Source organism: Mesorhizobium sp. M1409 (assembly GCF_040317535.1).
Classification (GTDB): Bacteria; Pseudomonadota; Alphaproteobacteria; order Rhizobiales; family Rhizobiaceae; genus Mesorhizobium.
In genome coordinates, this window is record NZ_JAMYKV010000020.1 from 20,979 (window position 1) to 43,777 (window position 22,799).

Consider the following 22,799-nt stretch of genomic DNA (forward strand, 5'->3'; position numbering starts at 1 on the left):
CTTTCAATTTTCATTGTTCACTACAGCCGGATCGCCGGATGTAGTGTCAGTATCTCTGCCGGGTCGGGGTGATGACGATTTCCTGCACGATCGCCTTCTGCGGAAGATTGTAGGCATTGAGGATCAGCTCCGCGACGATATCGGCGGAAATGCCGCCGCCGATCGCCTCCTTGTTGGCCTTGTAGCTGGCCAGCGTATTCTCGTCCTTCACATGATCCAGCACTTCCGTGTCAATAATGCCGGGCGACAGGACGATGACGCGCACATCGTGCGGCGCCAGATATTCGCGGAGGCTTTCCGAGACCGCATGGACGAAATACTTGGTGCCGCAATAGACCGTGTGGTCCGGATAGGACTTGCGGCCTGCAATCGAACTCATCATCATCAGGGTGCCGTGGCGATGTGCGATCATGCCTTTCATCACCGCATGGACGGAATTCATCACGCCCTTGGTGTTGATGTCGATCATCTCGTCCCACTCTTCGGGTGGCTGCTTGGCGATGTCGCCGAGACGGGCGAGGCCGGCATTGGCGAACATCATATCCACCGGTCCGAATTGCGCTTCGGCATCGGCAACGGCTGCAGCCAGTGCGGCGCGATCACGCACATCGACCTGTTTCAGCACGGCGTTCGGCAGTCCGAGCGCCTGCAGCCGGTCGAGACGGCGCGCCATCAGCAGCACCGGGTGACCGGCTGCCGAAAAAGCCCGCGCCGTCGCCTCGCCGATGCCAGAGCTCGCGCCTGTAATTGCAATCAGCGGCTTGTCCGCCATGTTTCAGCCTTCCGCACTGTTCTGGGTAGTCGATCCCCGAGAAGCGTTGCCACTGGCGAGGGCCAGAGGACATCGCAACTCGGGAACCGGTTCGTTGACGGCAGCGGAAACCGCCGCCCGTCCAATCAACCCTTCATCACTTTGCCAACCTGCGCAGCGATGTCGTCGAGGGCCTCCTTCGGCGAGCCGTAGCTGCCGGCGAAATACTTGCCGAGGCCGACGGGGATCGTATCGGTGGAAAGCTGAGCCCATTCCGGCAGATCCGGCTCGGAGCCCATATACTTGGCGATTGTCTCGCGCACGACCGGCAGGTGCCGGGTCGTACCGGCACCGACGCGGGCGTTGCCGAGCACGCGCGGATCGTCATAGACGCTGGCGCGGGTCGGACCCGTGCCGCCACCGAGCGTGGTGACCAGGGCCTGCGTGTCGGCGCAGGTCGCCCACTGCATGAACACCCACGCCGCATCCGGACTCTTGGAGTATTTTGACACGGCAAGCGACGACCCGCCCTGATGGCCGACGCCGGGGATTTCGCCGTAACCGGTTTCCTTGACGGTGCGGAGCGCGATCGGCTGCGGCGGTACCGCAACTTCGCAGAGGCCCGAAACCTTGGTCTGGGTCGGGTCGTCGAAATAGGGGAAGAACTCGCCCCACGATAGCATGGACGCCGCAACACCCTGTGCCACCGACTGGCCCTGGCCGTCCCAGGTCCAGCCATCGACGCCAGGAGGCATCGTTGCCTTGAGCTTCGTCCAGTAGTCCAGCGCCGCGACGCCCTTTTCGTCGTTACCGGTGAACTTGCCGTCCGGTCCGAAGATCGAGCCACCATGGCCCCAGAGCCACGCCGTCCAGTCGCATTCCAGGCTGTAATGGCCGGATTTCATCTGGCCGCTGGTGCCGTAGACGTTCGGGCCCATTTCGTCGGTGATGGTCTTGGAGTTGGTGTACAGCTCTTCAAGTGTCGCCGGCGCCTTGAGGCCTAGCTTCTCGTAGATATCCTTGCGATAGATCATGATGAAGATCGGGATATCGTAGGGGACGCCGACCCAGCGGTCTTTGTATTTGGCGATGCCGTCGACCAGCGCCGGCAGGAAATCATCGATGTTGTAGTTCGGCATGGCCAGATCGGGCTTGGCCTCGATCTGCTCGCGCGGATCGAAAACGTCCTGGCTGAAGGAGGCCGCCCAGCTCTGGTCGATATAGTAGAGGTCGTAGGTGCCGAGCGATGAGGCCACGTCGAGTGTCAGCTTCTGCAGAACCTGCTCCAGCGGAAGAACCTCGATCTCGACCTTGATGCCGGTCGCTTCCTCGAAGTACTTCTTCAGCTGCGAGTTGATGGCGTTTGACGGTGGCGTCGATTCCGTAGCGAGTTTGAGCGTGGTGCCGGCAAAAGGCTTGCCGACGTCCTGCAGCCACTTGATCACTTCCGGCGACGGCTGCAGCGCTTCCTGTGCATTGGCCTGCGAGAGCCCCCCGAACGGCCCGCGTCCCATTCCCATGCCGAGCGCACCTGCACCCAGGCCCAGCTTTCCGGCGGCCATCAGGAAGTCGCGGCGGCCCATTTGACCTTTGATGAACCTGTCCGTGATCGACGCGAGATAGTTCTTTCTGATACTGTCCTTCATCCTCTTCTCCTCCACTTTTAAACGGACGACAGAATTGCCGGCCGAATATTCAAGCGCCCTGCGCGCCGAATTACTGTTTCAGCGACCCCATCGTCAGGCCGCGCACCAGATGGCGCTGGACCAGCAGGATCACGATAAAGGCTGGCACGATGGCCGCTGCACCCAGCGCCGCCATATTGCCCCAGGCCGTTCCGATCGATGTCACGAAGGTCGACGACACTACCGGCACGGTCTTCAGGCCGGTCTGCGTCAGCGTCAGCACGAACAGGAATTCCGTCCAGCTGAAGATGAAGCAGAGAACCGCTGTCGCCGCGATGCCGCCCTTGGCCATCGGCAGGACGATGCGCCGGAAAATCGTCCAACGCGACGCGCCGTCGAGCAGTGCGCTCTCGTCGATCTCGGACGGAATATCGTCGAAGAAGCTCTTCAAGAGCAGCACCGCCAGCGGCAGGTTCATCAGGCCGTGGATCAGGATAACGCCGATATACGTATCGAGCAGGCTGAACTGCTTGAAGATGAAGAACATCGGGATGGCGACGGCGACCGGCGGCATCATGCGGGTTGACAACACCCAGTTAACGAACTCGTGGCGTCCGCGAAAATTCATGCGCGACAGCGAGTAGGCGGCCAGGGTGGCGACGACGATGGCAAGGACGGTCGACATCGAGGCGACAACGATCGAATCCCAAAGTCGGGGCGCCATGTAGAAATTGCCGCCGCCGGGATTGACCGTTTCCTGCCTGCCGAAACCGAAGCCGAGCGAAATGCCAAACACCTGCTCGAAATTCTTGAGCGTCGGTTCGAAGACGAAAAATTTCGGCGGCCAGTTGAAAATGTCCTTGGCGTTGCGAAAGGCGACCGACGTCCAGAAGTAGATTGGGAAGAAGAAGGCTCCAACGACGAGCCAGCCGGTGATCGTGCGCAATGTTCGGGTGCCAGCGCTCTGGTGCATGTTACCACCTCACCTTGAAGACTTTGATGAAGACGTTGGCCATGATCATCACCATTGCCAGGCTGACGAGGCTCAGCGTCGCGCCATAACCCCATTTCAGGAACGAGAACGTCTGTTGCCAGGCATAAAGGCTGACAGTATAGGTGGCCGTTCCCGGGCCGCCCGAGGTCATGACGAAGACGTAGTCGAACACCCGGAAGAGATCGATGCCGCGCAGCAGCACCGCGACTGCGATCACCTTCGACATCATCGGCAGCGTCAGCCGGCGGAACATCTGGAAGGACGAGGCGCCATCGATCATCGCTGCTTCATAGGGCTCGGCCGGCAGCGAGCGAAGGCCAGCCATGAAGATGAGCACCATGAAGGGCGTCCACTGCCAGATTTCCGCAACGAGCACACCGGCCAAGGCCAAGGATGAGGTCGCGAGAATAGGCGTTGACTTGTCGAGAAGGCCCATCGTGTTTAGCAGATAGGGCAAGAGCCCGAATTGCGGATCCTCCATCAGCAGGAACATCATTCCGGCGATGGCAGGCGGGATGACCAACGTCATCGACAGGGTAGCGCGCAGCACGCCGAAGCCCGGCAGTTCGGCATCGAGCAGCATCGCGATCGCCATGCCGAGGATGATTTCGAACACCAGCGCGATGAAGAAATAGAGGAAGGTGACGCCAAGCGCGCTCCAGAAACGCGTGTCGTTCCAAAGCTGAATCCAATTCGCCATACCGACGAATTTCAACGCGCGCTGTTTCGGCACGAATTCATGGAAGCTCAGCCAGATATTGTAGATCAACGGGTAGATGGTGAACACGACCAGCAGGCTGACGAGCGGCAACAGCCACGGCCAGGGCGAATCTGAAATCGCTAAACGCCTCACCTGTGTGACGGACATTCCGTGCTCCTCCCAAGGGCGGATGCCGGCCTATGCGCCTCAAACCGGCGCTTCGGCCTTCTCCTGGCCTGTACCCGCTCCTCTGCGGGTTCGGGCCTCGAACCTGTTTCTCGTCCTCTCCGGCACAACCCGGCTCATGTCCTTCGTTCGGCCAGCGGCGCGTCCTATCGCGCCACAGCAATCCCCTTGCGGTCCGCCTTGCGTGCGGAGCGCTCCTCGGCCATCCATACGTCCAGTTCGGCGATCTGGTCCTTGCGCATGCGGATGCCGGCCTTGGTCCGGCGAAAAACCGCGTCCTCTGCGGTCCGCGCAAATTCGCGCTGCATCAGGAAACGGACTTCCGCCTCGGTTAGATCGGGACCGAAGGTGCGGCCCAGATCGGCCCTGACCCGCGAACCGGCGAGAATATCTCTGGCTTCGATCCCGTAATGCCTGACAAGGCGGCGGGCGGCGCGCTTGTCGAGAAAGGTGTATTCGAGGCTCAGGTCCTGTGCGAGCCGGTCCGCCCCGTCCGCCGGAAAATCACCGCCTGGCAAACGCTGTCGCCCGGTCCATCCCGCCTTGTACGTCCATTGCGGGAAACGTCCCGCCAGCACGCGCAACGCATCCTCGGCAAGGCAGCGATAGGTGGTGATCTTGCCGCCGAAGACGCTCAGAAGCGGAGCTTCATTATCGGCGCCATCGACTTTCAGCACATAGTCGCGCGTCGTCTCCTGCGCAGTGGCAGCACGGTCGTCATAAAGGGGACGGACACCGGAATAGGTCCAGACGACATCGGCCGGCGTCACAGCGCGCTTGAAATAAGAGGACGCTGCCTTGCAGAGATAATCGACCTCGTCATCCGATATGCGGACTTCTTCCGGTTCGCCCTTGTAGTCGACGTCCGTCGTCCCAATTAGCGTGAAGTCTTCCTCATAGGGGATGGCGAAGAAAATACGCCCGTCGGGATTCTGGAAGATGTAGCAGCGGTCATGGTCATAAAGGAAAGGCACGACGATATGCGAGCCCTTGACGAGCCGGATAGATCCGGCCGCGTTTCGGCCAATCGCTGTTGCCAGAACCTGATCCACCCACGGACCGGCGGCATTGACGAGCGCCCGCGCACGGATGGTCTCGACCACGCCCGTTTCCACGTCCTCGACACTCACATGCCAGAGCCCTTTTTCCCGCAGAGCCCGGATGCAGCGGGTACGCGTGCGGATGTCGGCGCCATAGGTTTCGGCATCGCGAGCATTGAGCACCACCAGGCGATTGTCCTGCACCCAGCAGTCGGAATATTCGAACCCAACCGAGGAGACATCCCGCAGGGATGCACCGGCCGGATGGCGCGACAATCGCAGCGTTTTCGTGCCCGGCAGTTTTTGTCGTCCGCCGAGGTGATCGTAGAGGAACAGGCCAAGCCGCAGCAGCCAGGCTGGCCGAAGGCCCTTGCGATGCGGCAGCACGAAGCGCAGCGGCCAGATGATATGCGGCGCGATCCGCCACAACACTTCCCGCTCGCTCAGCGCATGGCGCACCAGCTTGAACTTGTAATGTTCCAGATAGCGCAGCCCACCGTGAATAAGCTTGGTCGAGGCCGAGGAGGTCGCCGAGCCGAGATCCGATTTCTCGCAGAGAAAGACGCTCAGGCCGCGACCGGCCGCATCGCGGGCAATGCCCGCGCCATTGATGCCGCCGCCAACGATTGCGAGATCGTAGAGGGGAGCCGTCATGCCGCAACCCTCCCCTTGCGCGCATCGAGAATGCGGTTGGCGACTTCGACAAATCCATGCCCACCCTCATGCAACGTCACATAGGCGGGCTCCGAGTCGATCCGCCCGCGAAATCGCAACACATTGGCAACGCCGCAGGCATTGGGGAAAAAATGGAACATCGGCGCGTCATTGGGGCTGTCACCGACGAACACGACTTTGTCCTTGTGGCCGTCGATATCCAACCCCAGCACATCGGCGGCAAACCGCCGCGTCATGGTCAGCTTGTCATAGGCGCCGTACCAGCCATTGACGTGGATCGACGAAACCTTGGCGACCGCGCCCTCCTCCTCGAAGATCCGTTTGATGCGCTCCACCTCGCTGGCGGACAGCGGGGGGACGTCCTCGCAGAAATCGATGGCAAGATCAGCCTCGCGATAGGGCTGATCGGCAGAGATCGCCGTACCCGGCACTTCGGCCAGAATGCGCGCCCGTACCGCTTCAAGTTTTTTGCGATCACTGGCGCGCTGGTCGTCATTGATCGCAAAGACCCGGCGCATCCGCCGGCTGTCCTGATGATAGGAGAAATAGAAGGCGCCATTCTCGCCGACGACACCGGAAACCGGCCACATCCGGGCGATCATGTCGCACCAGCCGGCCGGACGGCCGGTGATCGGCGCGACGGCAACCCCCGCAGCCTGAAGCCGCTCCAGCGCTTCATAGGCGCAGGCCGGCAGCCGGCCGTCATTGGTCAGTGTGTCGTCAATATCCGCAAACAGAGTGCTAATCCTGCCTGCATCCTCGACTGGCATTTCGGAGATCGAGCGCATGGCCTCAAACCTCCCCGCCAACAAAATCCTCAAGAATGCCGGCATCGGCGGCAATGTCGAGGAAGGAGTAGCGATTGCGCATCTCGCGGCAATGGATAACCGCCTCGCGATAGAAGTGGGGCGGCACACCGAGTTCCCTGGCCGTCGTCGGCCCACCCGCCGCCGTCAGTAGCCGGGTCATTTCATCGACTGGGATGACGAAGGCCTTCAATTCCTCGCGCAGGACCGGCCAGAGATCGGCGATCTTGTCGTTGAGCGCGCCAATTGCCCTGTCGCTGAAAATCTTGGGCTGAATCTCAGTATAACATTGTCTTGCAATGTCAGCACCCATGCGACGCGCCATATCGCCGACGTCGATCCTGGTTGCCTTCATCACCGGTGGCGTGGCGTTTTCCAGGAATTGGCGCTGCAGCCGGGCCATGGTCAGTACCCCGACGCCCACCTGCTGGCCGTGCAGGGTGCCGGGATGCTCGGCTCCGGCGAAACAATCGATGTAATGCGAAATCTGATGCTCGCCCATCGAGCCGTGGTTGGACATCCCGGTAAACGACACACCAAGTCCGCAGAGCGTCAGCACGCGATAGAGATAGCCATTAGCTGCGACATCGCCGCTGCCGATGCCTTCGGCGCGCCGGTTGAGCTCGATCTCGTCCCGCTCCTGGATAACATAGGGAAGGTTTGAATAGACTGTTCCGAACAAGCGGTGCGAGAGCCACCAGTCGACCTGCGCCACCGAACGAACAAGGCAGTCGGCAAAGCCCGCAGCGGACAGATAGGTCGGCGCGGATGCCGCGACGCCAAGATCGACGAAAAAACCAGCCGGCGCATGCGACGGTAGCGAGACCTTGAGCCCGCTTGCTAGCGTGATAGACGCCGTCGTTGACGTATAACCGTTCATCGAGGCGGCGGTGCCGAAGATGCAATAGCGGCGGTTGTCGAGGCCGGTAACATATTTGACCAAGTCGTTGATCGTGCCCGACCCGACCGCGACTACGCCCTCGGCACCGTTCAGCTTTTCGGTCAACTGCGCCACATTGGCCATGTCGGCATGCGGATGATCGAGGAGGATGGTTTTGACTGGACCGAGCTTTTCGAGTGCACCCGCGACACGTGCGCCCATTGCCTCCCAGGTCGCATGATCGGCAACCACGGTGTGGCTCCCGCCGAGCGCGAGGTCTGCTACCAGTTCGGCTTCGCGCCCTTCCAGACTTTCCGCAATGACAATCGACTCATAGGGCGCGACAGCACGCTTTCCGGACTCCGGATTGACCCAGCGTCCTCCCACCACGTCATCGATAAGGGCGTTCCAACCGCCCTCGGGAGCGTTTGCCACGCTGCCCTGGTTCCTTGCCGTTTCCATTCCCGAAGTCCGTTTTTTCAGATGTTGGCAAATGACACCACGGTGTGACACTTGTCAATACACATGACAGAGCATGTTGACATTTGCCATCCGATGCCGCCTGATGGGATCGAACAACAAGAAAATTCGAGGAAAAAGATGCAGGACGCAGGTGTCACCCTGCCCACGGAATTCGACGACGCCGTCACTTGGGCGGCTTGGCTCTACTACGCCGACGAGATGACCCAGGGCGAAGTCGCCACGACGCTGAATGTCTCGCGCGCAACCATCGTCAACTATCTGCAGGAGGCGCGGGAACGTGGCATCGTGTCGATCCGCATTAACACGCATGCGAGCGGCCGCACCCGGATCGCGCGTGGCCTGATGGAAAAATTCGGCCTTCAAGGCGCGCTGGTCATCCCCTCGACCGGAGATCGCGATCTCGTGCGCAGGTTGGGAAATGCCGGAGCACGGGTTCTGGCCGAACAGGTGGCGACGGGAGACGTGATCGGGGTGGCTTGGGGACGCACCGTGCTTTCGGTCGCGGACCAGATTTCCCTTCCGGAACCGGTCCCAAATCTTACCGTGGTCCAGGTCTCGGGAAGTTCGACGGGCGAACCGGATTTTTCGCCCGAATTGTGCACCTCGCTCCTGTCGAGCCGGATCGGCGCGCGTTGCGTAAACCTTCTTGCCCCAGCTATTTTGTCGACCAGGGAACTCAGGGCGATGCTGCTAGACGAACCGGTGTTGAAGAAACAGTTCGATCTCATACACTCGACTAATCGCATCCTGTTCGGCGTCGGCGATGTCGGCCCGAATAGCACCGTCCGTGCGTCCGGGATCGCAAGTCAGGCTGAAATCGACGCTTATGTCGAAAATGGCGCCGTCGCGGTCATCATCGGTCGCTTCATTGACGCGCATGGTCGTGCCGTGGGCGGGGATCACGACGAGCGAATGGTTGGAATCGCGCTGGAAGAGCTGATCCAGACGCCCAACAGGATTTGCGTAGCGGGTGGAAGCGGCAAGATCGAGGCCATTAGTGCGACGCTTGAAGGTGGCTACTCGACGCACTTCGTCACCGACATGGCCACGGGAGAGGCCTTGCTGGCGGTTTGACCATCACAAGCGGGGGCCGGACAGCCGCTGCATGTGGAGGGGAACCCAACTGCGTCGCACCGGCTCGTCCCGAGGCGGATCGCTTTTTCGGAGAGGAGCCGCTTTCATGCAGTCAGAGGAACGGTATGTCATTGGGATCGATTCATCGACGCAATCGGTGAAAGCTATTGCCTGGTCGAAAGACGGGCAGCCCTGTTTCGAGGGTCGTTCGCCGCACACGCTGTCAAGCCCCGACGCCTATCGCGCCGAACAGGATCCAAACGAGTGGTGGAGCGCGGCTATCACTGCGTTGAAGGCCGTGACCGATACTATCGCACCGGACCGCATCGATGGCGTGGCGATTTCTAATCAGCGCGAGACAATGGCGCTGCTGGACGACCAGGGGCGTCCGTTGGCTCCCGCCACGGTCTGGCTCGACCGGCGCGCTCGGGACATGCCTGCAATCCTTGCAAACGAACTGGGCGCAGAGACTTTACATGCCATATCAGGCAAGCCGGTCGATGTCCTTCCCTGCGTCTATCGCCTGCGCTGGATGCGTACTCACCAACCAGATCTGCTTGATAAGGCCACTCATATTCTGTCCGTACATGACTATCTGACGATGCGCCTGTGCGGCGCGCCTCAGGCGACATGGACCAGCGCCGATCCGTTCGGCATTTTCGATATCGTCAGCAAAACCTGGTCGACGAAAATACTCGATCATCTGATGATCGATGAGGCCAAGTTTCCATCGCTCAATCCGCCGGCCTCCCAAATCGGCGCCGTCTCGCAGGAAGCCGCTGCAGAGACCGGGTTGAGACCGGGCACGCCGATCTTTGCCGCCGGCGGAGATGGTCACTGCGCCGCCCTTGGCGTCGGCGCGATCGAACCGGGAACGGTCTATCTCAATCTCGGAACGGCGGTTGTGGGTGGCGTCTGGTCGGCGACGCCGGAATTGAGCGGGCATTGGCGGACGCTGGTATCGCCTACCGGCGACGGTTATATCTTGGAGAGCGTACAGCGCGGCGGTGCTTTTTTCGTGAATTGGCTGCTCGATAATTTCGCTGGTGGACGCGCGGATGCGGCGGTTTTCCAACGACTGGAGGCGGAGGCTATGCGCCTGCCCGTCGGCTCTGACGGGCTAATGGTTTGCCCGTACCTGATGGGATGTATGGATCCCTACTGGGATGAAAATGCGCGGGCGAGTTTCACGGGCTTCGGGCCGGATCATGGAATGGGTCATCTCTATCGCGCATCACTCGAGGCGATCACGCTCGAATTTGCAAGGAGCTTGCAGCAGATGAGGGCCAAGGGGCTTGCGGCCGCGCGCATCTTCGTGATCGGCGGTGGTGCTTCGAGTCTGCTGTGGCGAAAGATGGTTTCAGATGCGACAGGGCTTCCTGTCCATCGCAGCCTCTCGAACGAGGCATCGGCACTCGGTGCAGGCATGTCGGCTGCGGTGGGTGCCGGGTGGTACACGAATTTCCACGAAGCGAAAAATGCCATGGCGCGGACGACCGAAGCACTTGCGCCTGATCCTGCCGCTTACCAAGATTGGCTTATCCTCTCCGAAAGACAGGCCCATGTTTACATCAACAATCGCGAACGGTGATTGACTTCATGAAGCCTGTCGGTGGTGTCTACGCTGAGGTCGGCAGACGAGCCCAAGCGAACTGGGGCGGCATCGCTCGGAAGTCGGAAGTCGAACTAGTTCGAATCCTGTCGGGTGCGCCATTTTTACCATACGTTTTTCGGCGGCGGCAGAGCATGACGGGCTTCTTCAACAAGGAGCCTGACCATGACCCATCCCGCATCGCATGCATGATCACCGCCAGCTTGCGCGCTAGGGCCACGGCCGCTCGCTTGAAGCCAAGCCGTTCTTTCAGTTCCAACGCCCAGGTTCGCAGAGTGCTGGTGTCCGTTGATCGGTTCAGGATGACCGCCGCCGCCTCGTACAGAAGTCCGCGGAGCTGACTATCGCCACGGCGCGAGATATGACCGTCATGATCGATCTCGCCGGACTGATAGCGCCTCGGCGTCAGGCCCACCCACGCGCCCACTGTGCGAGAGTTCCTGAAGTTCGCGGGATTCTCCACGGCTGCGGCAAAGGCGGTGGCTGTGACAGTGCCTACACCGGGCACTGACATGAGCAGTCGGCAGTGCTGGTCATTTGCGCCATCGCTGCCAACTGTTTGCTCAGCTCTGCTGTCTGGTGCCGGATATCACTCCAGGCCCGAAGCATCGGAACCACGATCCGCGCCAGCTTGTCCTCACCTTGAAGAAGGTCGCGGACGTTGCGCTCGAACACACTGCCGGCGCCCTTGGGCACGACGAGGCCGAACGTCTTCATCAGCCCGCGAATCTGGTTGGATATCTGCAACCGCATCTGAGAAGCTGGCGCCGTGCGGTGATCAGCGTGCGGATCAGCATGCTGTCAAAACCCTTGACCCGAACTTCTCGGTAGAAACCGACCTCGGCAGATGTGCCAGGCCATCCGCATCATTCGCGTCCGTCTTGTTCGCGGCCAAATCGAGCGCGGCCTTGGCATGCCGCGCGTCCATGCAGATTCACGGGCAGTCCCTCTGCCGTCAACGGTGGTAGAACCACACCGACAGCGGCCCCGTCTCGAATACCACCCGCCGGACCTGGGGTGCTTGCGGATTGCCGCCGCAATCAGTTGCGGGTCGGACGCGCACTTGCCCCGCCAGATCCTCTGCCGTCCTGACGGATCGAAATTGCCGTCTCTTTCGTGGATACGTCGAGAGCGATATACTGCTTATGGCTGTCCTCCGTTCGATGCCTGGGCCTGGTGTCAATCGAGAGCCCGTTCTTCATCCTATCGGGGGAAAGCCAGCCGGCTAGAGGTTCGAACATCGCCGCCACGTCTCAGGTGGCCACCGCTCCCGCAATTATGCTTCGGACGGGCGAGCTATTTGATCCACACGGAGGAACGCGAGCCGCGGCCTGATACTTCAGTCGCTCGCTAGCGACGATTCCGTCAGACCATTCCACCAACAGCGTTCTTACAGGGGACGCATCGAGCTGTCCCTGCCGGGACGTGGCTGAGACCATTCCGCGAAGCGGGAAGCAACTGCCTCGGCAGCAGATTGCGCAACGAACACAGGAAGATCTCACCTGCGAAACTCATCCTGCGGCGATCTTGCATCGACCGCGAAGACGACCCTGTACCCCGCATGCGGACGAACGAGCATCGACAGAAAGGACGACGGCCTTGCACTCACTGGGTTTGGACACCAGTTCGAGAGCCCTGAGGCGCTGCTGTCACGTGGGATGGCTCCTCGCAGGCGCCGCCCTCCGATAGCTCATGGGCGGCTTGAGGCGGCGATCGCGGGATAGTCGGTATAGCCAGCGGAGCCGCCGCCATAGAGCGTCGCCGAGTTGAACTCCGTCAGCGGCGTGCGCGTCTTCAGCCGTTCCACAAGGTCGGGATTGGCGATGAACGGGCGCCCGAAGGCGAAGAGGTCCGCCTTACCCTCGGCGAGCCGCGACGCCGCGAGTTCGAGGTCATAGCCGTTATTGGCGACATAGGTATTGTTGAAGCGCCGGCGGAGCGATCCGAAGTCGAACGGCGCGACTTCACGCGATCCGCCAGTGGCGCCCTCGACGACATGGATATAGACGATGCCCAAAGCGTCGAGTTGATCGACGATATAGTCGAACTGCGCCTGGGGGGCGCTGCTCGAGACGCCGTTGGCGGGCGAGACGGGCGAAATCCGGATGCCGGTGCGCTCTGGGCCGATCTCCTCGACCACCGCAGTCGCAACCTCCAGCATCAGCCGGGCGCGGTTCTCGACCGATCCGCCATAAGCATCCGTGCGGACATTGGCACCGTCCTTGGCGAACTGGTCCAGCAGATAGCCGTTGGCGCCATGAATCTCGACGCCATCGAAGCCCGCCTCAATGGCGTTCGCGGCTGCTTGCCGGAAATCGTTGACGATCCCCGCAAGCTCGTCGAGCGCCAGCGCGCGGGGCTCCGAAACCTCGACAAAGCCGTTGTTCACGAACGTCTTGGTCGCGGCCCGGATTGCCGAGGGCGCCACGGGCGCGGCGCCGTTCGCCTGCAGATCGACGTGCGAGACGCGACCAACATGCCAGAGCTGCAGGAAGATACGTCCGCCCTTGGCGTGCACGGCTGTCGTGACCTTGCGCCAGCCGTCGATCTGAGCCTGGGAGTAGATGCCGGGCGTGTCTTGGTAACCTTGTCCCTGCCGCGAGATCTGCGTGGCCTCGGAGATCAGCAGGCCGGCCGAGGCCCGCTGGCCGTAATACTCGGCGGCAAGATCGCCCGGAACGAAGCCCGGGCCAGCGCGATTGCGCGTCAGGGGCGCCATGACGATACGATTGGAGAGGGTCAGCGAGCCGAGAGAATAAGGCTCAAAAAGTGCTTTGTTGGTCATGGGTCACCTTGTTTGTCCCCGCCGCGACGAGGTCGTTATCAAATGGATTCGTTGGTGCTCAGGCGACCTTGCGGTACCGCTCGGCGGGATGTTCGTTCCGATAGTTCGGAAGCATGGCCTGGCGCGCGGCCTGAAGCGCGTCCCACTGCCCGGCATCGGGAAGCGGCGGGATGGTCACCGGTTCGCGACGGTCGAAGCCGACCAGCGCCGCATCAACCAGATCGTCCACCTCCATCACGTTGGAGAGCGCGTTGACGTCGGCGCCGACGTGGCCCCAGATCTCGGTTCGCGTCGTGGCGGGCAACACGGCCTGGACGTAGACGCCCTTCGACCCGAGCTCGAGGCTGAGCCCCTGTGACAGAAACAGCACGAAGGCCTTGGTCGCGCCGTAAACCGTCATGCCGAACTCGGGCGCCAGCCCGACCACGGAACCGATGTTGATGATCGCCCCTGCACCCGTCTTCGCAAGTCGCGGAGCGATGGCGCTGGCAAGCCGCAGAAGCGCGGTCGTGTTGAGCGCAACGAGCCGCGCCACGTCATCGGTGCTCTGTTCGACGAAGCTTCCGCCGATGGCCGTTCCGGCGTTGTTGACGAGGATTCCGATGCGGGCGTCGTCGCGCAGCCGCGTCTCCACCGCTGCAAGCTCGGCAGGTTGGGTAAGATCAGCCTGGATGATGTCGATCGCCACGCCGGTCTCCTCAACCAGGCGCGCCGACAGAGCCTCCATTCGTGCCACGTCACGGGCAACCAGCACGAGGTCGTGTCCGCGGCGCGCGAAGCGCTCGGCATAGGAAGCTCCGATGCCGGTGGATGCGCCGGTGATGAGGACTGACGGAATGACGGTCATGGCATTGCTCTTTTCTCTGATGGAACCTACATTCATGACGATCATCATGATTGCGGCTAAATATGATGGCCATCATGTAAAAGTCAACAGGCCTATCGGAGAATTTTGAAATGAAGGTGAGTCGAGAGCAGATGGCGGAGAACCGCCGCCGGATTTTGGATATCGCCAGCCGGCTGTTTCGCGACAAGGGGTTCGACGCGGTCAGCGTGGCGGAAGTGATGAACGCCGCCGGGCTCACCCATGGCGGCTTCTACGGTCACTTCAACTCGAAGGACGACCTGATCGCGCAGACCCTTGCCCATGTCCTCGCCGCGGACTCAGGCGTAGGGGGCGATCTTCGCGCTTATGTAGGTTCCTATCTTTCTCCCCGGCATCGCGACAACTGCGCCGGCGGTTGCCCGACGGCGAGCCTTGCCGCAGCCATCCGCCATCAGGCCCCGGCTGCTCGGTCGGCCATGACGGAAGGCCTTCGGTCGCAGATCGACCGTATGGGCAAGGCGCTCCCGGAACTGGATGCGGCAGACGGACGCCGCGCGGCGATCGGAAGCTTTGCGGCGATGGTGGGGGCAGTGATCCTTGCCCGGGCGATCGATGATCCAACGTTTTCGGATGAAGTGCTGGAACAGACGCGTGCTTGGGTTGATGCGGGGCTTGGTAGACAGTTTGCCAGCCAGCCGGGGCCCTCTGCATGAAGCCGAGAGCGCGCTTAGCGTCGCCACCAAGGGCTGGCACCCATAGCGGGCGACACGGACCTCACAAATGCGTCCGCGCCGCGTCTTTCCCTGCCGCGAGGATCCGATCGGACAATTCGGTCCCTTTCACAGCGCGAGCCATTTGAAGCGCACCGATGACCGTCGCAAAGACAGCAAGCGCCAGGCCTTCCGGGTCCTTGGCCCGCGGAAGTGCCTCAGCCAATTGGCGCACCAAAGCCAGCAAATGGTCGGTATAGGCGTCGCGCGTTTCAGGTGGCTGACGCGCCAACTCCGGCAGCAGCGCGGCTGACGCGCAGCCCTTTCCCGGATTGTCCCGATGCTCGGCCGAGAGATACGCCTCTATGGCCATCTCCGGGCCACCCGAGGCCAATGCTTCCGCCATCTGCTGCGCCTGAAGCTCCATGGCTGCCGCCACGCTTTCGCGGACAAGCTCCGCCTTGGATTGGAAGTGGGGATAAAACGCGCCATTCGTCAGCCCGGCGTCGCTCATGATGGTCGCAAGTCCGGACGCGGCTATGCCGTCGCCGCGAAAGCGGTCGGCGGCGACCTCCATGATCCGGCTGCGTGACGCGTCTTTCCGGCCCTTTTCGTAGCGCATGGCTGCTATTCCTCATTGCTATTGCATTATGTTCATAATCTGATAGTATGACTGTAATTCAACGGGCACAGAAAAGCTAGCCCCCATGAGCTTGGAGCACGAAGTGACTATGAATTCGGGAAAAACCGCGATCGTTACCGGAGCTTCCTCGGGCATTGGCCGCGCCAGTGCCGAGGCGCTAGTGCGGGCAGGGTTCACTGTCTTCGGAACGAGCCGCCGCAAGGCCAACGGCCCGGACGGGGTGACGATGCTGATTTGTGACGTGACCGACGGTGAGGCCGTCGCCGCACTTGTCTCGACGGTGCTCGCGCAGACCGGCCGGATCGACCTGCTGGTCAACAATGCCGGCGTCGGTCTGCTTGGAGGCGCCGAGGAATCCTCCGTGGCACAGGTGCAGGCCCTGTTCGACGTCAATCTGTTCGGTGTCATTCGCATGACCAATGCGGTGTTGCCGTCGATGCGGCGGCGCGGCGAAGGGCGCATCGTCAATATCGGCTCGGTATTGGGACTCGTGCCGGCGCCGTATTCAGCGCATTATTCGGCGGTCAAGCACGCGCTCGAGGGCTATTCGGAATCGCTCGATCACGAGGTTCGTGCCTTCAATATCCGCGTCTCGGTCATCGAGCCGGCATTCGTCCGCACCGTCTTCGACCAGAACGGGATCGAGCCGGATTCTCTGTTGAAAGAATACGATCGGGCTCGAGCCGGGCTCGAAGCGCTGCTTCGCGATGTGATGCCTGTAGCCGATCGACCGGAAGTGGTGGCGCAGGTGGTCGTCAAGGCGGCGACCGAGGCCAATCCGCGACGGCACTACACCGCCGGCAAGGCAGCGCGGCAGGTCAGCCTGCTGCGCCGCTTCGCCCCCGCGGGAATATTCGACAAGAGCCTGCGCAAGCAGTTCCGCCTGCCGGTTTGAACAACAGCGAGCAGAAGGTTTCACGCACATGCGACTAGCAACGACAACGCAATTGCCCGGGCCCCACCAGATGGAGGTGCCAAGCATGACGCATGGATTCAGTCAGTCGCCCCGCTCACCGGTATCGTTCCAGGATACGCCAACGCGCTCGGTGCATGTCGGCGGCACGGCGTTCGTCTACCGGGAGCTAGGCCCCAAGACCGGCGTACCGGTGATCCTGCTCAACCATCTCGGCGCTCAACTGGACAACTTCGATCCACGCATCGTCGATGGCCTCGCCGCGAACCGTCGAGTGATTGCCTTCGACAACAGGGGCATCGGTGCTTCGGGCGGCAAAACGCCGTCAAGCATAGCCGGGATGGCACGGGATGCGGTCGCCTTCATCAGGGCGTTGGGATTCGAGCAAGTCGATCTCTTCGGCTTTTCGCTCGGCGGCTTCGTGGCGCAGGAGATTGTGCTGACCGAGCCCACGCTTGTGCGCAAGCTAATCCTGGCCGGCACCGGGCCGGCCGGTGGCGAAGGCATCGACAAGGTGACGCCGTTGACGATCATCGACATGATCAAGGGGGCGCTTACTCTTCGGGATCCGAAATACTATCTCTTCTTCACAAGGACGGCGAATGGGCGCCGCGCCGCCAAAGCTTTCCTGCAGCGGTTGACGGAGCGCCAGGCCGATCGCGACAAGCCGGTATCGCTGAGCGCGTTCGGCGCCCAGCTCAAGGCGATCAAGGCTTATGGACTGCAGGCGCCGCAAGACCTGAGCGCCATCCGCATTCCTGCCTTGGTTGCGAATGGCGATCACGACAGGATGGTGCCAAGCGGCAACACCCACGATCTCGCCCGGCGTATCCCTAGAGCGCAACTGGTGATCTATCCCGATGCCGGACATGGCGGGGTTTTCCAGTACCACGCCGATTTCGTCTTGAAAGCCCTGGCCTTCCTTGATGCCTGACGCCTCTCGTCCGGGCGGTTCCCTCCCGGAGCATCAACAAACATTTTCAGAAAGTCACTGCCATGAAGGCATTCGTCGTCGACAAATATAGCAAGAAGGACACTCTGCGATTGGCCGAGATGCCGGAACCGGAACTCGGGGATAGCGATATCCTGGTCGAGGTCCACGCCGCGGCGGTGAACCTCCTCGATTCCAAGGTCAAAACCGGAGAGTTCAAGCTTATCCTGCCCTATCGCCGGCCCTTCATCCTGGGCCATGACGTGGCTGGGACGGTTGTCCGCGTGGGATCGAAAGTCCGCAAGTTCAGACCCGGCGACGATGTCTATGCGCGGCCGCGCGATGGCCGGATCGGGACATTCGCCGACTTCATCGCCATGGATGAAGCCGACGTGGCCTTGAAGCCCAAAAACCTCAGCATGGAAGAGGCGGCCTCGATCCCGCTGGTCGGTCTGACCGCCTGGCAGGCGCTCATCGAAAGGGCAAACCTGAAGAAAGGCCAGAAGGTCTTCATTCAGGCTGGCTCCGGCGGCGTGGGGACATTCGCCATCCAACTGGCAAAGCACCTCGGCGTGACGGTTGCGACCACTGCGAGCGCAGCCAGCGCAGACCTGGTCAAGGGGCTCGGCGCCGATGTCGTCGTCGACTACAGGAAAGATGACTTCGAGAAAGTCCTGTCGGGCTACGACGTGGTCTTGAACAGCCAGGACGCCAAAACGCTTGAAAAATCCTTGAATGTGCTGAAACCGGGTGGGAAGTTGATCTCCATCTCCGGTCCGCCGGATCCCGACTTTGCCCGGGAAAAGGAACTGAACCCCGTGCTGAGGCTGATACTGCGACTGTTGAGCCGCGGTATCCGGACCAAAGCCAAACGCCGGGGCGTGGGGTTTTCGTTTCTTTTCATGTGGGCGCAGGGTGATCAGCTGGGCAAGATCACGTCGCTCATCGAATCCGGAGCAATCCGCCCGGTTGTCGATCGTATCTTTCCGTTCGAAGCGACCAATGAGGCTCTGGCCTATGTCGAGACAGGACGTGCCAAGGGCAAGGTGGTCATCAAGGTCAGATAGCAGTTCCCTTTTTTGGAACGCAAGACGGCCTATATCCGCTCATGGCGCTACTTGCTCGTTCCGGTGGCCGCCGACCGACTGTAAGAAGCGAGCGAGTTCGGGTGCCTCTTTCAAGGCAGGTTCTGCCCGACAAGAATCACCGTTTGTTCTCCCTAAGCGTTGTTTAGCGTACTTTCAAGGCGATGCCCTCTATTATCGTGGTCGAACAAGGGTACGTGCTGCCTCTGCCCCCGCCGTCAGGATGCGGTCGGACAGTTCTGCGTCGTCAACCGTCCGGGCCAGTTGCAGCGAACCGATAAGGGTTGCGAAGACAGCCATCGCGACGCTTTCCCGGTCGGCAACCTGTGGATCGAGTTGATCGGCCAGTTGATGCACCAGGGGCCGTACATGCTCGGTGTAGAGGTGACGCGTCTCGGCTGGCTCACGGCCGAGCTCGGACAGCAATGCCGAAGATGCGCATCCAATGCCGGGGTTGTCCCGATGCGCAGCCGACAGATAGGTGTCGATCACCATGTCAGGCCCGCCGGCGACCAGCAGTTCCGCAATCTGTTGTGACTGTTCTTCCAGCGCCGCCGACACACTCTCGCCGACCAGCGCCGCCTTCGATTTGAAGTGCGGATAGAAAGCCCCGTTGGTCAGGCCGGCCTCGGTCATGATGCCGGCTAGTCCGGTGGCGGCAATGCCGTCGGAGCGGAACTTCTGCGCTGCAATCTCCACGATGCGGCGCTTGGATGCCTCCTTCCGGCCCTTTTCGTAGCGCATGTCTGCTCCTGCGTTTCCACCATTGCATTATTATCGTAAGGTATATAAGTGATTGCCATGCAATAACACGTCGCTGGTAAGAGTTCCAGCGTTTGGAGACAGCGATGGCCTCAGATTCCAGAAAAACCGCGACAGGGACCCATGGTCATATCGATGTTGAAGAGCACGGCAAGGTACTCGTCGCTCGTATCGATGGAGGACCGCATGCCTTGTTCGATGCTGCGCTTACCAAGCAACTAAAAGAGCTCGTTGATCGCGCAGACCGTGACCCGAACATTCATGCAGTCGTCTTCACTGGCACGCACCCCGATCGATTCTTGAGCCACTCTGATGTTACGTGGCTCCAACAGGGTGGTATCGGGTTCCCGCCGATCAACACGCGCATCGCCGGAATTGTCACTCGCATGGCGAGACTCATCAATAGAATCCCGATCGTTAGAACGCTTGCGGGAATGACGCGACTCAAGACGCTTTTGCAGCTCGATAGCTTTCACGCGACTTTCCTGAAGATGAATGCAAGCGGCACTATCTTTGTCGCGGCACTCAATGGCTCAGCGCTTGCCGTTGGCGCGGAGTTCGCCTGGGCGTGTGATTTGCGTATCATGGCGGACGGTGACTTTGTCATCGGCCTTTCCGAAGTCCTACTCGCGCTTACACCAGGCGGTGGCGGCTCCCAGCGACTACCTCGCTTAATTGGCGCCCAGCGATCGTTAGCCGCCATTCTCGAAGGCAAGCCGTTCACGCCAGCAGAAGCCCTCGCGCTTGGCGCAGTCGACGAGGTCGTTCCTCAGGACGAGGTGCTTGCACGAGCCATAGAACGCGCAGAATATCTGAGCCGCCGACCCAAGCAATCTCTTGGGGCGATCAAGCGATCCATCTACTTTGGCAGCTCGCTCCCGCTGGAAGAGGGCCTGCAGCTCGAGCATGCTGAGTTTCTGGTGAGGGATCAGTCCAAGGAAGCTCAGCAGTTGATGCTCAACTACATTGCTGCGACGGAAGCGACCGGCGAGCTGCCACTTATGGACCGGAAGATCTATGCGCGTGCGCTGACCGCGGGGCGTTTGGGCGACTAGCGGCTCCAGTCCGCTTGTGGCCGGGTGCCGCCGCAGATGACGCCCTCGGCCGGCGTCTATACCGATACAGGTCACGGTCACGCCGTATGCCTGGCGGTCGTAACCGATCACAAATTCCTCGGAGGCGCCGTCCAACTTGCCTTTCAGGCCGGCCTCGAGTGCCGCACCGCTACCATCGACAAAGGTGACCAGCGCCGACAAGGACACAGCCGGACGGCGCAAGACGGCTGGGGCTAAGTGGCTCGCCTCCAAAGGCTAACCTGCCTCGCCTGCATAAGAGTTGAACGCACCGCGTCCACCATGCTTGCTGCGTAAAGGGCGAGGTCGGCTTTCCGCAAGAGTTCGTCCAACGAAAGACCATCATCGGGCGCAACCGATATCCCAATGCTGGTGCCGATGGACACCGTGCACCCGCAGACCTCGAACGGCTCCTGCATTGCCGCCACCAGACGACCTGCCAGGACCGCGGCACTGACTGGCGATGAATATCGGTCTGCACAATGGCGAACTCGTCGCCGCCGAGACGAGCGACCGTGTCGTGCTCGCGCCGCTTGCACTGGCCTTTTTGGCGTGGCGAGCGCTACGAACTGTCGACGCCAATAGGTCGGAACGTTTCCGGTGCTGCCAAGAGACATGCCTTTGGCCCGCCGAAACTTCGTCCATCCATCGCGCAGGCCCTTTGGCGGGCCAACTTTCTGCCAGGAACCATTCCGTCCCGGTTGGGTTCGGCGTGTAGGCACATGTTCCGAAAGCCCCGAACATGACAGAACTTGATCGCTCAAGGCAGAAGGCTATTGCCGAAATCGTGCGGCGTTGGATGGGCACGGAAGTCCTCCGCCGGCACCTGCGCAAGCTCCTCAACTGGCGGTTCGAACCTGATCTGCCGCCCAACGTTGCTACATTGGTTGATGAACTTGACCGCACAGGACCCGATGCCAAGCGGGACGACACACAATCACAGCGCTAAACACTCTGCCCCCCGATGACGCAGCGATACAATATGGTAAAAACGCCTGAAGGCACGTGGGACATCATCGACATGTTCACCGGCATGCCTGTTGTCGAGGTGGGTGTTCCATTGATCGACATGCCCATCGATGAGGCCGACGATCTGGTTGATCTTCTCAACTTTCGCGACAGGAAGCGGCGGCAAGACAGCTAAGGCCACCGAGTCTGCCATATTGGCCCTAGCGGCCCGGCGTCGAGGGTGGAGGGGCTGGCGCTGAGCCTAAACCGGTACGGGTACTTCGCCTGCTGCATTAATATGTGCTTAAGCTAATGTACGTGCAAAGGGGTTCTTCAGACGGGTGTTCAACGCTGTTGCACCTGCGCGAGCAGCGCCTCAACCATAGGGAGCATGTTTCTAACGATGATCGCATCGCCCGCTGCATTTGGGTGGTCGTTGTCCGCTTGCAGCAACTCCCGATGCCCAGTGGGCATAGTCAGCCCCCTGCCCAGCAGACAGCATAGACGAGCAATAGCCATAGGCCGCGGTTCCAACCACAAGCACTGGAACGCGCTTGTGGTCGAGGATAGTCAGAATCTGGTCGAGGTTCGCGCGCGTGTGATCCAGGTCGATACGAGCGCAATCGTTCTGACCCAGTTCAACGATGACAACGTGGTTTGCAGGGTTCGCCTGCAGGTCAAGGCCCTCCTTGGATTCCGCCAGCCAAGCGAGACCCCGTTTGCTGGTCCCCGTGTACCCCACCTCGGCAATTGTCACTGGGTGCCCGGCAGCGTTCAGCCCAGACTTTAGCTTGGTCGCAAAGCTCTCAGTGGGAGCTACTCCACCGCTGTTGATGTAACTGTCGCCGAGGGTGACGATTGTCGGAAGTGCATCCTCGGCATCCACGTTGCCGGCTAACCCCAACATTGCGGAAAATGCGGCAAGGGCCCCAAACGAAACGTCACGCACTTTTGTCATGGTCTACCTCCCTGCGGGACCATTAGGGGCTATCCTGGCCTAACGTCCATGGCAGTCTTCTCAGGGATGATCGTCTCCAGGAGCAGGCGCAGTGCCGGAATGTCCCACTGGCCGTCGCCTAGCGCATAAAGCAGGGCGCCGTGTGTCTCGTCGGGGTCGACCTTGAAGGTCTGATAGAAGGAGCGGCTGGCCGCCAGCACATGAAACTTTTCGTCGAGGACCAGGAACGGTGCGGCAATCGTGTTGACGATGGCCTGCGCCAGCGTCTGCGCGTCCTCGATATTCTCAATGGGGTGGAACAAGCTCAAAGCCGATCTGAAGGCGCCTTCGCCTCCCGTT

At 61.1% G+C, this 22,799-nt stretch carries 22 protein-coding genes and 2 pseudogenes; 9 read left to right on the forward strand and 15 right to left on the reverse strand.

Annotated features, from left to right (window positions below; all coding sequences use genetic code 11):
- Positions 1–46: 46 nt before the first annotated feature.
- From NKG99_RS17130 to NKG99_RS17160, 7 genes are all read right to left on the reverse strand, one after another.
- Positions 47–772 (reverse strand): SDR family oxidoreductase, encoded by a 726-nt coding sequence (locus NKG99_RS17130; protein WP_352869748.1) that lies wholly within the window; start codon positions 770–772, stop codon positions 47–49.
- A 125-nt stretch (positions 773–897) separates the two neighbouring features.
- A complete protein-coding gene (locus NKG99_RS17135; protein WP_352869750.1) occupies positions 898–2,397 on the reverse strand; it encodes an ABC transporter substrate-binding protein in 1,500 nt (499 codons plus the stop codon).
- Positions 2,398–2,467: 70 nt separating this feature from the next.
- Positions 2,468–3,349, reverse strand: a complete 882-nt coding sequence (locus tag NKG99_RS17140) for a carbohydrate ABC transporter permease (protein WP_352869752.1) — start codon at positions 3,347–3,349, stop codon at positions 2,468–2,470.
- A 1-nt stretch (position 3,350) separates the two neighbouring features.
- Positions 3,351–4,238, reverse strand: a complete 888-nt coding sequence (locus NKG99_RS17145; RefSeq protein WP_352869754.1) for a carbohydrate ABC transporter permease — start codon at positions 4,236–4,238, stop codon at positions 3,351–3,353.
- Positions 4,239–4,402: 164 nt separating this feature from the next.
- Entirely contained in the window at positions 4,403–5,950 is a 1,548-nt protein-coding gene (gene glpD / locus NKG99_RS17150; protein WP_352869756.1) for a glycerol-3-phosphate dehydrogenase, read from the reverse strand.
- Positions 5,947–6,759, reverse strand: coding sequence for an HAD-IIB family hydrolase (locus tag NKG99_RS17155; RefSeq protein ID WP_352869758.1), 813 nt, complete (start codon positions 6,757–6,759; stop codon positions 5,947–5,949). The genes glpD and NKG99_RS17155 overlap by 4 nt, the downstream gene beginning before the upstream one ends.
- Positions 6,760–6,763: 4 nt before the next feature.
- Positions 6,764–8,119 (reverse strand): sn-glycerol-1-phosphate dehydrogenase, encoded by a 1,356-nt coding sequence (locus NKG99_RS17160; RefSeq protein ID WP_352869760.1) that lies wholly within the window; start codon positions 8,117–8,119, stop codon positions 6,764–6,766.
- Between the two features lie 138 nt (positions 8,120–8,257).
- Here NKG99_RS17160 and NKG99_RS17165 point away from each other — a divergent pair, with 138 nt between their 5' ends.
- Positions 8,258–9,214 (forward strand): sugar-binding transcriptional regulator, encoded by a 957-nt coding sequence (locus tag NKG99_RS17165; RefSeq protein ID WP_352869762.1) that lies wholly within the window; start codon positions 8,258–8,260, stop codon positions 9,212–9,214.
- 106 nt (positions 9,215–9,320) lie between these two features.
- The gene (locus NKG99_RS17170; RefSeq protein WP_352869764.1) at positions 9,321–10,805 is read left to right on the forward strand and encodes a xylulokinase; all 1,485 of its coding nucleotides are present in this window, start codon (positions 9,321–9,323) and stop codon (positions 10,803–10,805) included.
- A gap of 199 nt (positions 10,806–11,004) precedes the next feature.
- Here the strand turns inward: NKG99_RS17170 and NKG99_RS17175 are convergent.
- The 3 genes and pseudogenes from NKG99_RS17175 to NKG99_RS17185 form a co-directional block, all read right to left on the reverse strand.
- Positions 11,005–12,028, reverse strand: a pseudogene (locus tag NKG99_RS17175) (IS110 family RNA-guided transposase); the annotation flags it as partial.
- A gap of 488 nt (positions 12,029–12,516) precedes the next feature.
- Positions 12,517–13,611 (reverse strand): alkene reductase, encoded by a 1,095-nt coding sequence (locus NKG99_RS17180; RefSeq protein WP_352869766.1) that lies wholly within the window; start codon positions 13,609–13,611, stop codon positions 12,517–12,519.
- Positions 13,612–13,669: 58 nt separating this feature from the next.
- Entirely contained in the window at positions 13,670–14,458 is a 789-nt protein-coding gene (locus tag NKG99_RS17185) for an SDR family NAD(P)-dependent oxidoreductase (protein ID WP_352869768.1), read from the reverse strand.
- Positions 14,459–14,568: 110 nt separating this feature from the next.
- On the opposite strand from NKG99_RS17185, the gene NKG99_RS17190 reads away from it, so the two are divergent.
- Positions 14,569–15,150, forward strand: a complete 582-nt coding sequence (locus NKG99_RS17190) for a TetR/AcrR family transcriptional regulator (protein ID WP_352869769.1) — start codon at positions 14,569–14,571, stop codon at positions 15,148–15,150.
- A 61-nt stretch (positions 15,151–15,211) separates the two neighbouring features.
- Here the strand turns inward: NKG99_RS17190 and NKG99_RS17195 are convergent, their stop codons facing one another.
- Positions 15,212–15,769, reverse strand: a complete 558-nt coding sequence (locus NKG99_RS17195) for a TetR/AcrR family transcriptional regulator (RefSeq protein ID WP_352869771.1) — start codon at positions 15,767–15,769, stop codon at positions 15,212–15,214.
- 103 nt (positions 15,770–15,872) lie between these two features.
- Here NKG99_RS17195 and NKG99_RS17200 point away from each other — a divergent pair, with 103 nt between their 5' ends.
- From NKG99_RS17200 to NKG99_RS17210, 3 genes are all read left to right on the forward strand, one after another.
- Positions 15,873–16,685, forward strand: coding sequence for an oxidoreductase (locus NKG99_RS17200; protein ID WP_352869773.1), 813 nt, complete (start codon positions 15,873–15,875; stop codon positions 16,683–16,685).
- Positions 16,686–16,770: 85 nt separating this feature from the next.
- Complete coding sequence (locus NKG99_RS17205) at positions 16,771–17,637, forward strand: alpha/beta fold hydrolase (protein ID WP_352869775.1); 867 nt, start codon at positions 16,771–16,773, stop codon at positions 17,635–17,637.
- A 62-nt stretch (positions 17,638–17,699) separates the two neighbouring features.
- The gene (locus NKG99_RS17210; RefSeq protein WP_352869777.1) at positions 17,700–18,701 is read left to right on the forward strand and encodes an NADP-dependent oxidoreductase; all 1,002 of its coding nucleotides are present in this window, start codon (positions 17,700–17,702) and stop codon (positions 18,699–18,701) included.
- A gap of 192 nt (positions 18,702–18,893) precedes the next feature.
- On the opposite strand, the gene NKG99_RS17215 is transcribed toward NKG99_RS17210, so the two are convergent.
- Positions 18,894–19,463 (reverse strand): TetR/AcrR family transcriptional regulator, encoded by a 570-nt coding sequence (locus NKG99_RS17215; RefSeq protein ID WP_352869778.1) that lies wholly within the window; start codon positions 19,461–19,463, stop codon positions 18,894–18,896.
- A 104-nt stretch (positions 19,464–19,567) separates the two neighbouring features.
- Here NKG99_RS17215 and NKG99_RS17220 point away from each other — a divergent pair, with 104 nt between their 5' ends.
- Complete coding sequence (locus NKG99_RS17220) at positions 19,568–20,536, forward strand: enoyl-CoA hydratase/isomerase family protein (RefSeq protein ID WP_352869780.1); 969 nt, start codon at positions 19,568–19,570, stop codon at positions 20,534–20,536.
- Positions 20,537–20,769: 233 nt separating this feature from the next.
- Here the strand turns inward: NKG99_RS17220 and NKG99_RS17225 are convergent, their stop codons facing one another.
- Entirely contained in the window at positions 20,770–21,171 is a 402-nt protein-coding gene (locus tag NKG99_RS17225) for a diguanylate cyclase domain-containing protein (protein ID WP_352869782.1), read from the reverse strand.
- Between the two features lie 125 nt (positions 21,172–21,296).
- Here NKG99_RS17225 and NKG99_RS17230 point away from each other — a divergent pair, with 125 nt between their 5' ends.
- Positions 21,297–21,503: a hypothetical protein gene (locus NKG99_RS17230; RefSeq protein ID WP_352869783.1), complete on the forward strand. Its 207-nt coding sequence runs from the start codon at positions 21,297–21,299 to the stop codon at positions 21,501–21,503.
- Positions 21,504–21,536: 33 nt separating this feature from the next.
- Positions 21,537–21,698 (forward strand): hypothetical protein, encoded by a 162-nt coding sequence (locus NKG99_RS17235; protein ID WP_352869784.1) that lies wholly within the window; start codon positions 21,537–21,539, stop codon positions 21,696–21,698.
- A gap of 201 nt (positions 21,699–21,899) precedes the next feature.
- Here the strand turns inward: NKG99_RS17235 and NKG99_RS17240 are convergent, their stop codons facing one another.
- Both NKG99_RS17240 and NKG99_RS17245 read right to left on the reverse strand, forming a co-directional pair.
- Positions 21,900–22,460 carry a GDSL-type esterase/lipase family protein gene (locus NKG99_RS17240; protein ID WP_352869785.1) on the reverse strand — a complete coding sequence of 187 codons (561 nt, stop codon included), beginning with the start codon at positions 22,458–22,460 and terminating at the stop codon, positions 21,900–21,902.
- A 44-nt stretch (positions 22,461–22,504) separates the two neighbouring features.
- A pseudogene (locus tag NKG99_RS17245) lies at positions 22,505–22,762 on the reverse strand (histidine kinase); the annotation flags it as partial.
- Between the last annotated feature and the right edge of the window lie 37 nt (positions 22,763–22,799).

What these genes read in the sequence shown, in the direction of transcription:
- NKG99_RS17145 (WP_352869754.1), bottom strand. Translation starts at nt 4,238, where the DNA reads ATGTCCGTCACACAGGTGAGGCGTTTAGCGATTTCAGATTCGCCCTGG.
- NKG99_RS17195 (WP_352869771.1), bottom strand. Translation starts at nt 15,769, where the DNA reads ATGCGCTACGAAAAGGGCCGGAAAGACGCGTCACGCAGCCGGATCATG.
- NKG99_RS17165 (WP_352869762.1), top strand. Translation starts at nt 8,258, where the DNA reads ATGCAGGACGCAGGTGTCACCCTGCCCACGGAATTCGACGACGCCGTC.
- NKG99_RS17230 (WP_352869783.1), top strand. Translation starts at nt 21,297, where the DNA reads ATGACAGAACTTGATCGCTCAAGGCAGAAGGCTATTGCCGAAATCGTG.
- NKG99_RS17185 (WP_352869768.1), bottom strand. Translation starts at nt 14,458, where the DNA reads ATGACCGTCATTCCGTCAGTCCTCATCACCGGCGCATCCACCGGCATC.
- NKG99_RS17190 (WP_352869769.1), top strand. Translation starts at nt 14,569, where the DNA reads ATGAAGGTGAGTCGAGAGCAGATGGCGGAGAACCGCCGCCGGATTTTG.
- NKG99_RS17160 (WP_352869760.1), bottom strand. Translation starts at nt 8,119, where the DNA reads ATGGAAACGGCAAGGAACCAGGGCAGCGTGGCAAACGCTCCCGAGGGC.
- NKG99_RS17170 (WP_352869764.1), top strand. Translation starts at nt 9,321, where the DNA reads ATGCAGTCAGAGGAACGGTATGTCATTGGGATCGATTCATCGACGCAA.
- NKG99_RS17130 (WP_352869748.1), bottom strand. Translation starts at nt 772, where the DNA reads ATGGCGGACAAGCCGCTGATTGCAATTACAGGCGCGAGCTCTGGCATC.
- NKG99_RS17210 (WP_352869777.1), top strand. Translation starts at nt 17,700, where the DNA reads ATGAAGGCATTCGTCGTCGACAAATATAGCAAGAAGGACACTCTGCGA.
- NKG99_RS17205 (WP_352869775.1), top strand. Translation starts at nt 16,771, where the DNA reads ATGACGCATGGATTCAGTCAGTCGCCCCGCTCACCGGTATCGTTCCAG.
- NKG99_RS17235 (WP_352869784.1), top strand. Translation starts at nt 21,537, where the DNA reads ATGGTAAAAACGCCTGAAGGCACGTGGGACATCATCGACATGTTCACC.
- glpD (WP_352869756.1), bottom strand. Translation starts at nt 5,950, where the DNA reads ATGACGGCTCCCCTCTACGATCTCGCAATCGTTGGCGGCGGCATCAAT.
- NKG99_RS17140 (WP_352869752.1), bottom strand. Translation starts at nt 3,349, where the DNA reads ATGCACCAGAGCGCTGGCACCCGAACATTGCGCACGATCACCGGCTGG.
- NKG99_RS17240 (WP_352869785.1), bottom strand. Translation starts at nt 22,460, where the DNA reads ATGACAAAAGTGCGTGACGTTTCGTTTGGGGCCCTTGCCGCATTTTCC.
- NKG99_RS17155 (WP_352869758.1), bottom strand. Translation starts at nt 6,759, where the DNA reads ATGCGCTCGATCTCCGAAATGCCAGTCGAGGATGCAGGCAGGATTAGC.
- NKG99_RS17135 (WP_352869750.1), bottom strand. Translation starts at nt 2,397, where the DNA reads ATGAAGGACAGTATCAGAAAGAACTATCTCGCGTCGATCACGGACAGG.
- NKG99_RS17225 (WP_352869782.1), bottom strand. Translation starts at nt 21,171, where the DNA reads ATGTCTCTTGGCAGCACCGGAAACGTTCCGACCTATTGGCGTCGACAG.
- NKG99_RS17215 (WP_352869778.1), bottom strand. Translation starts at nt 19,463, where the DNA reads ATGCGCTACGAAAAGGGCCGGAAGGAGGCATCCAAGCGCCGCATCGTG.
- NKG99_RS17180 (WP_352869766.1), bottom strand. Translation starts at nt 13,611, where the DNA reads ATGACCAACAAAGCACTTTTTGAGCCTTATTCTCTCGGCTCGCTGACC.
- NKG99_RS17220 (WP_352869780.1), top strand. Translation starts at nt 19,568, where the DNA reads ATGGCCTCAGATTCCAGAAAAACCGCGACAGGGACCCATGGTCATATC.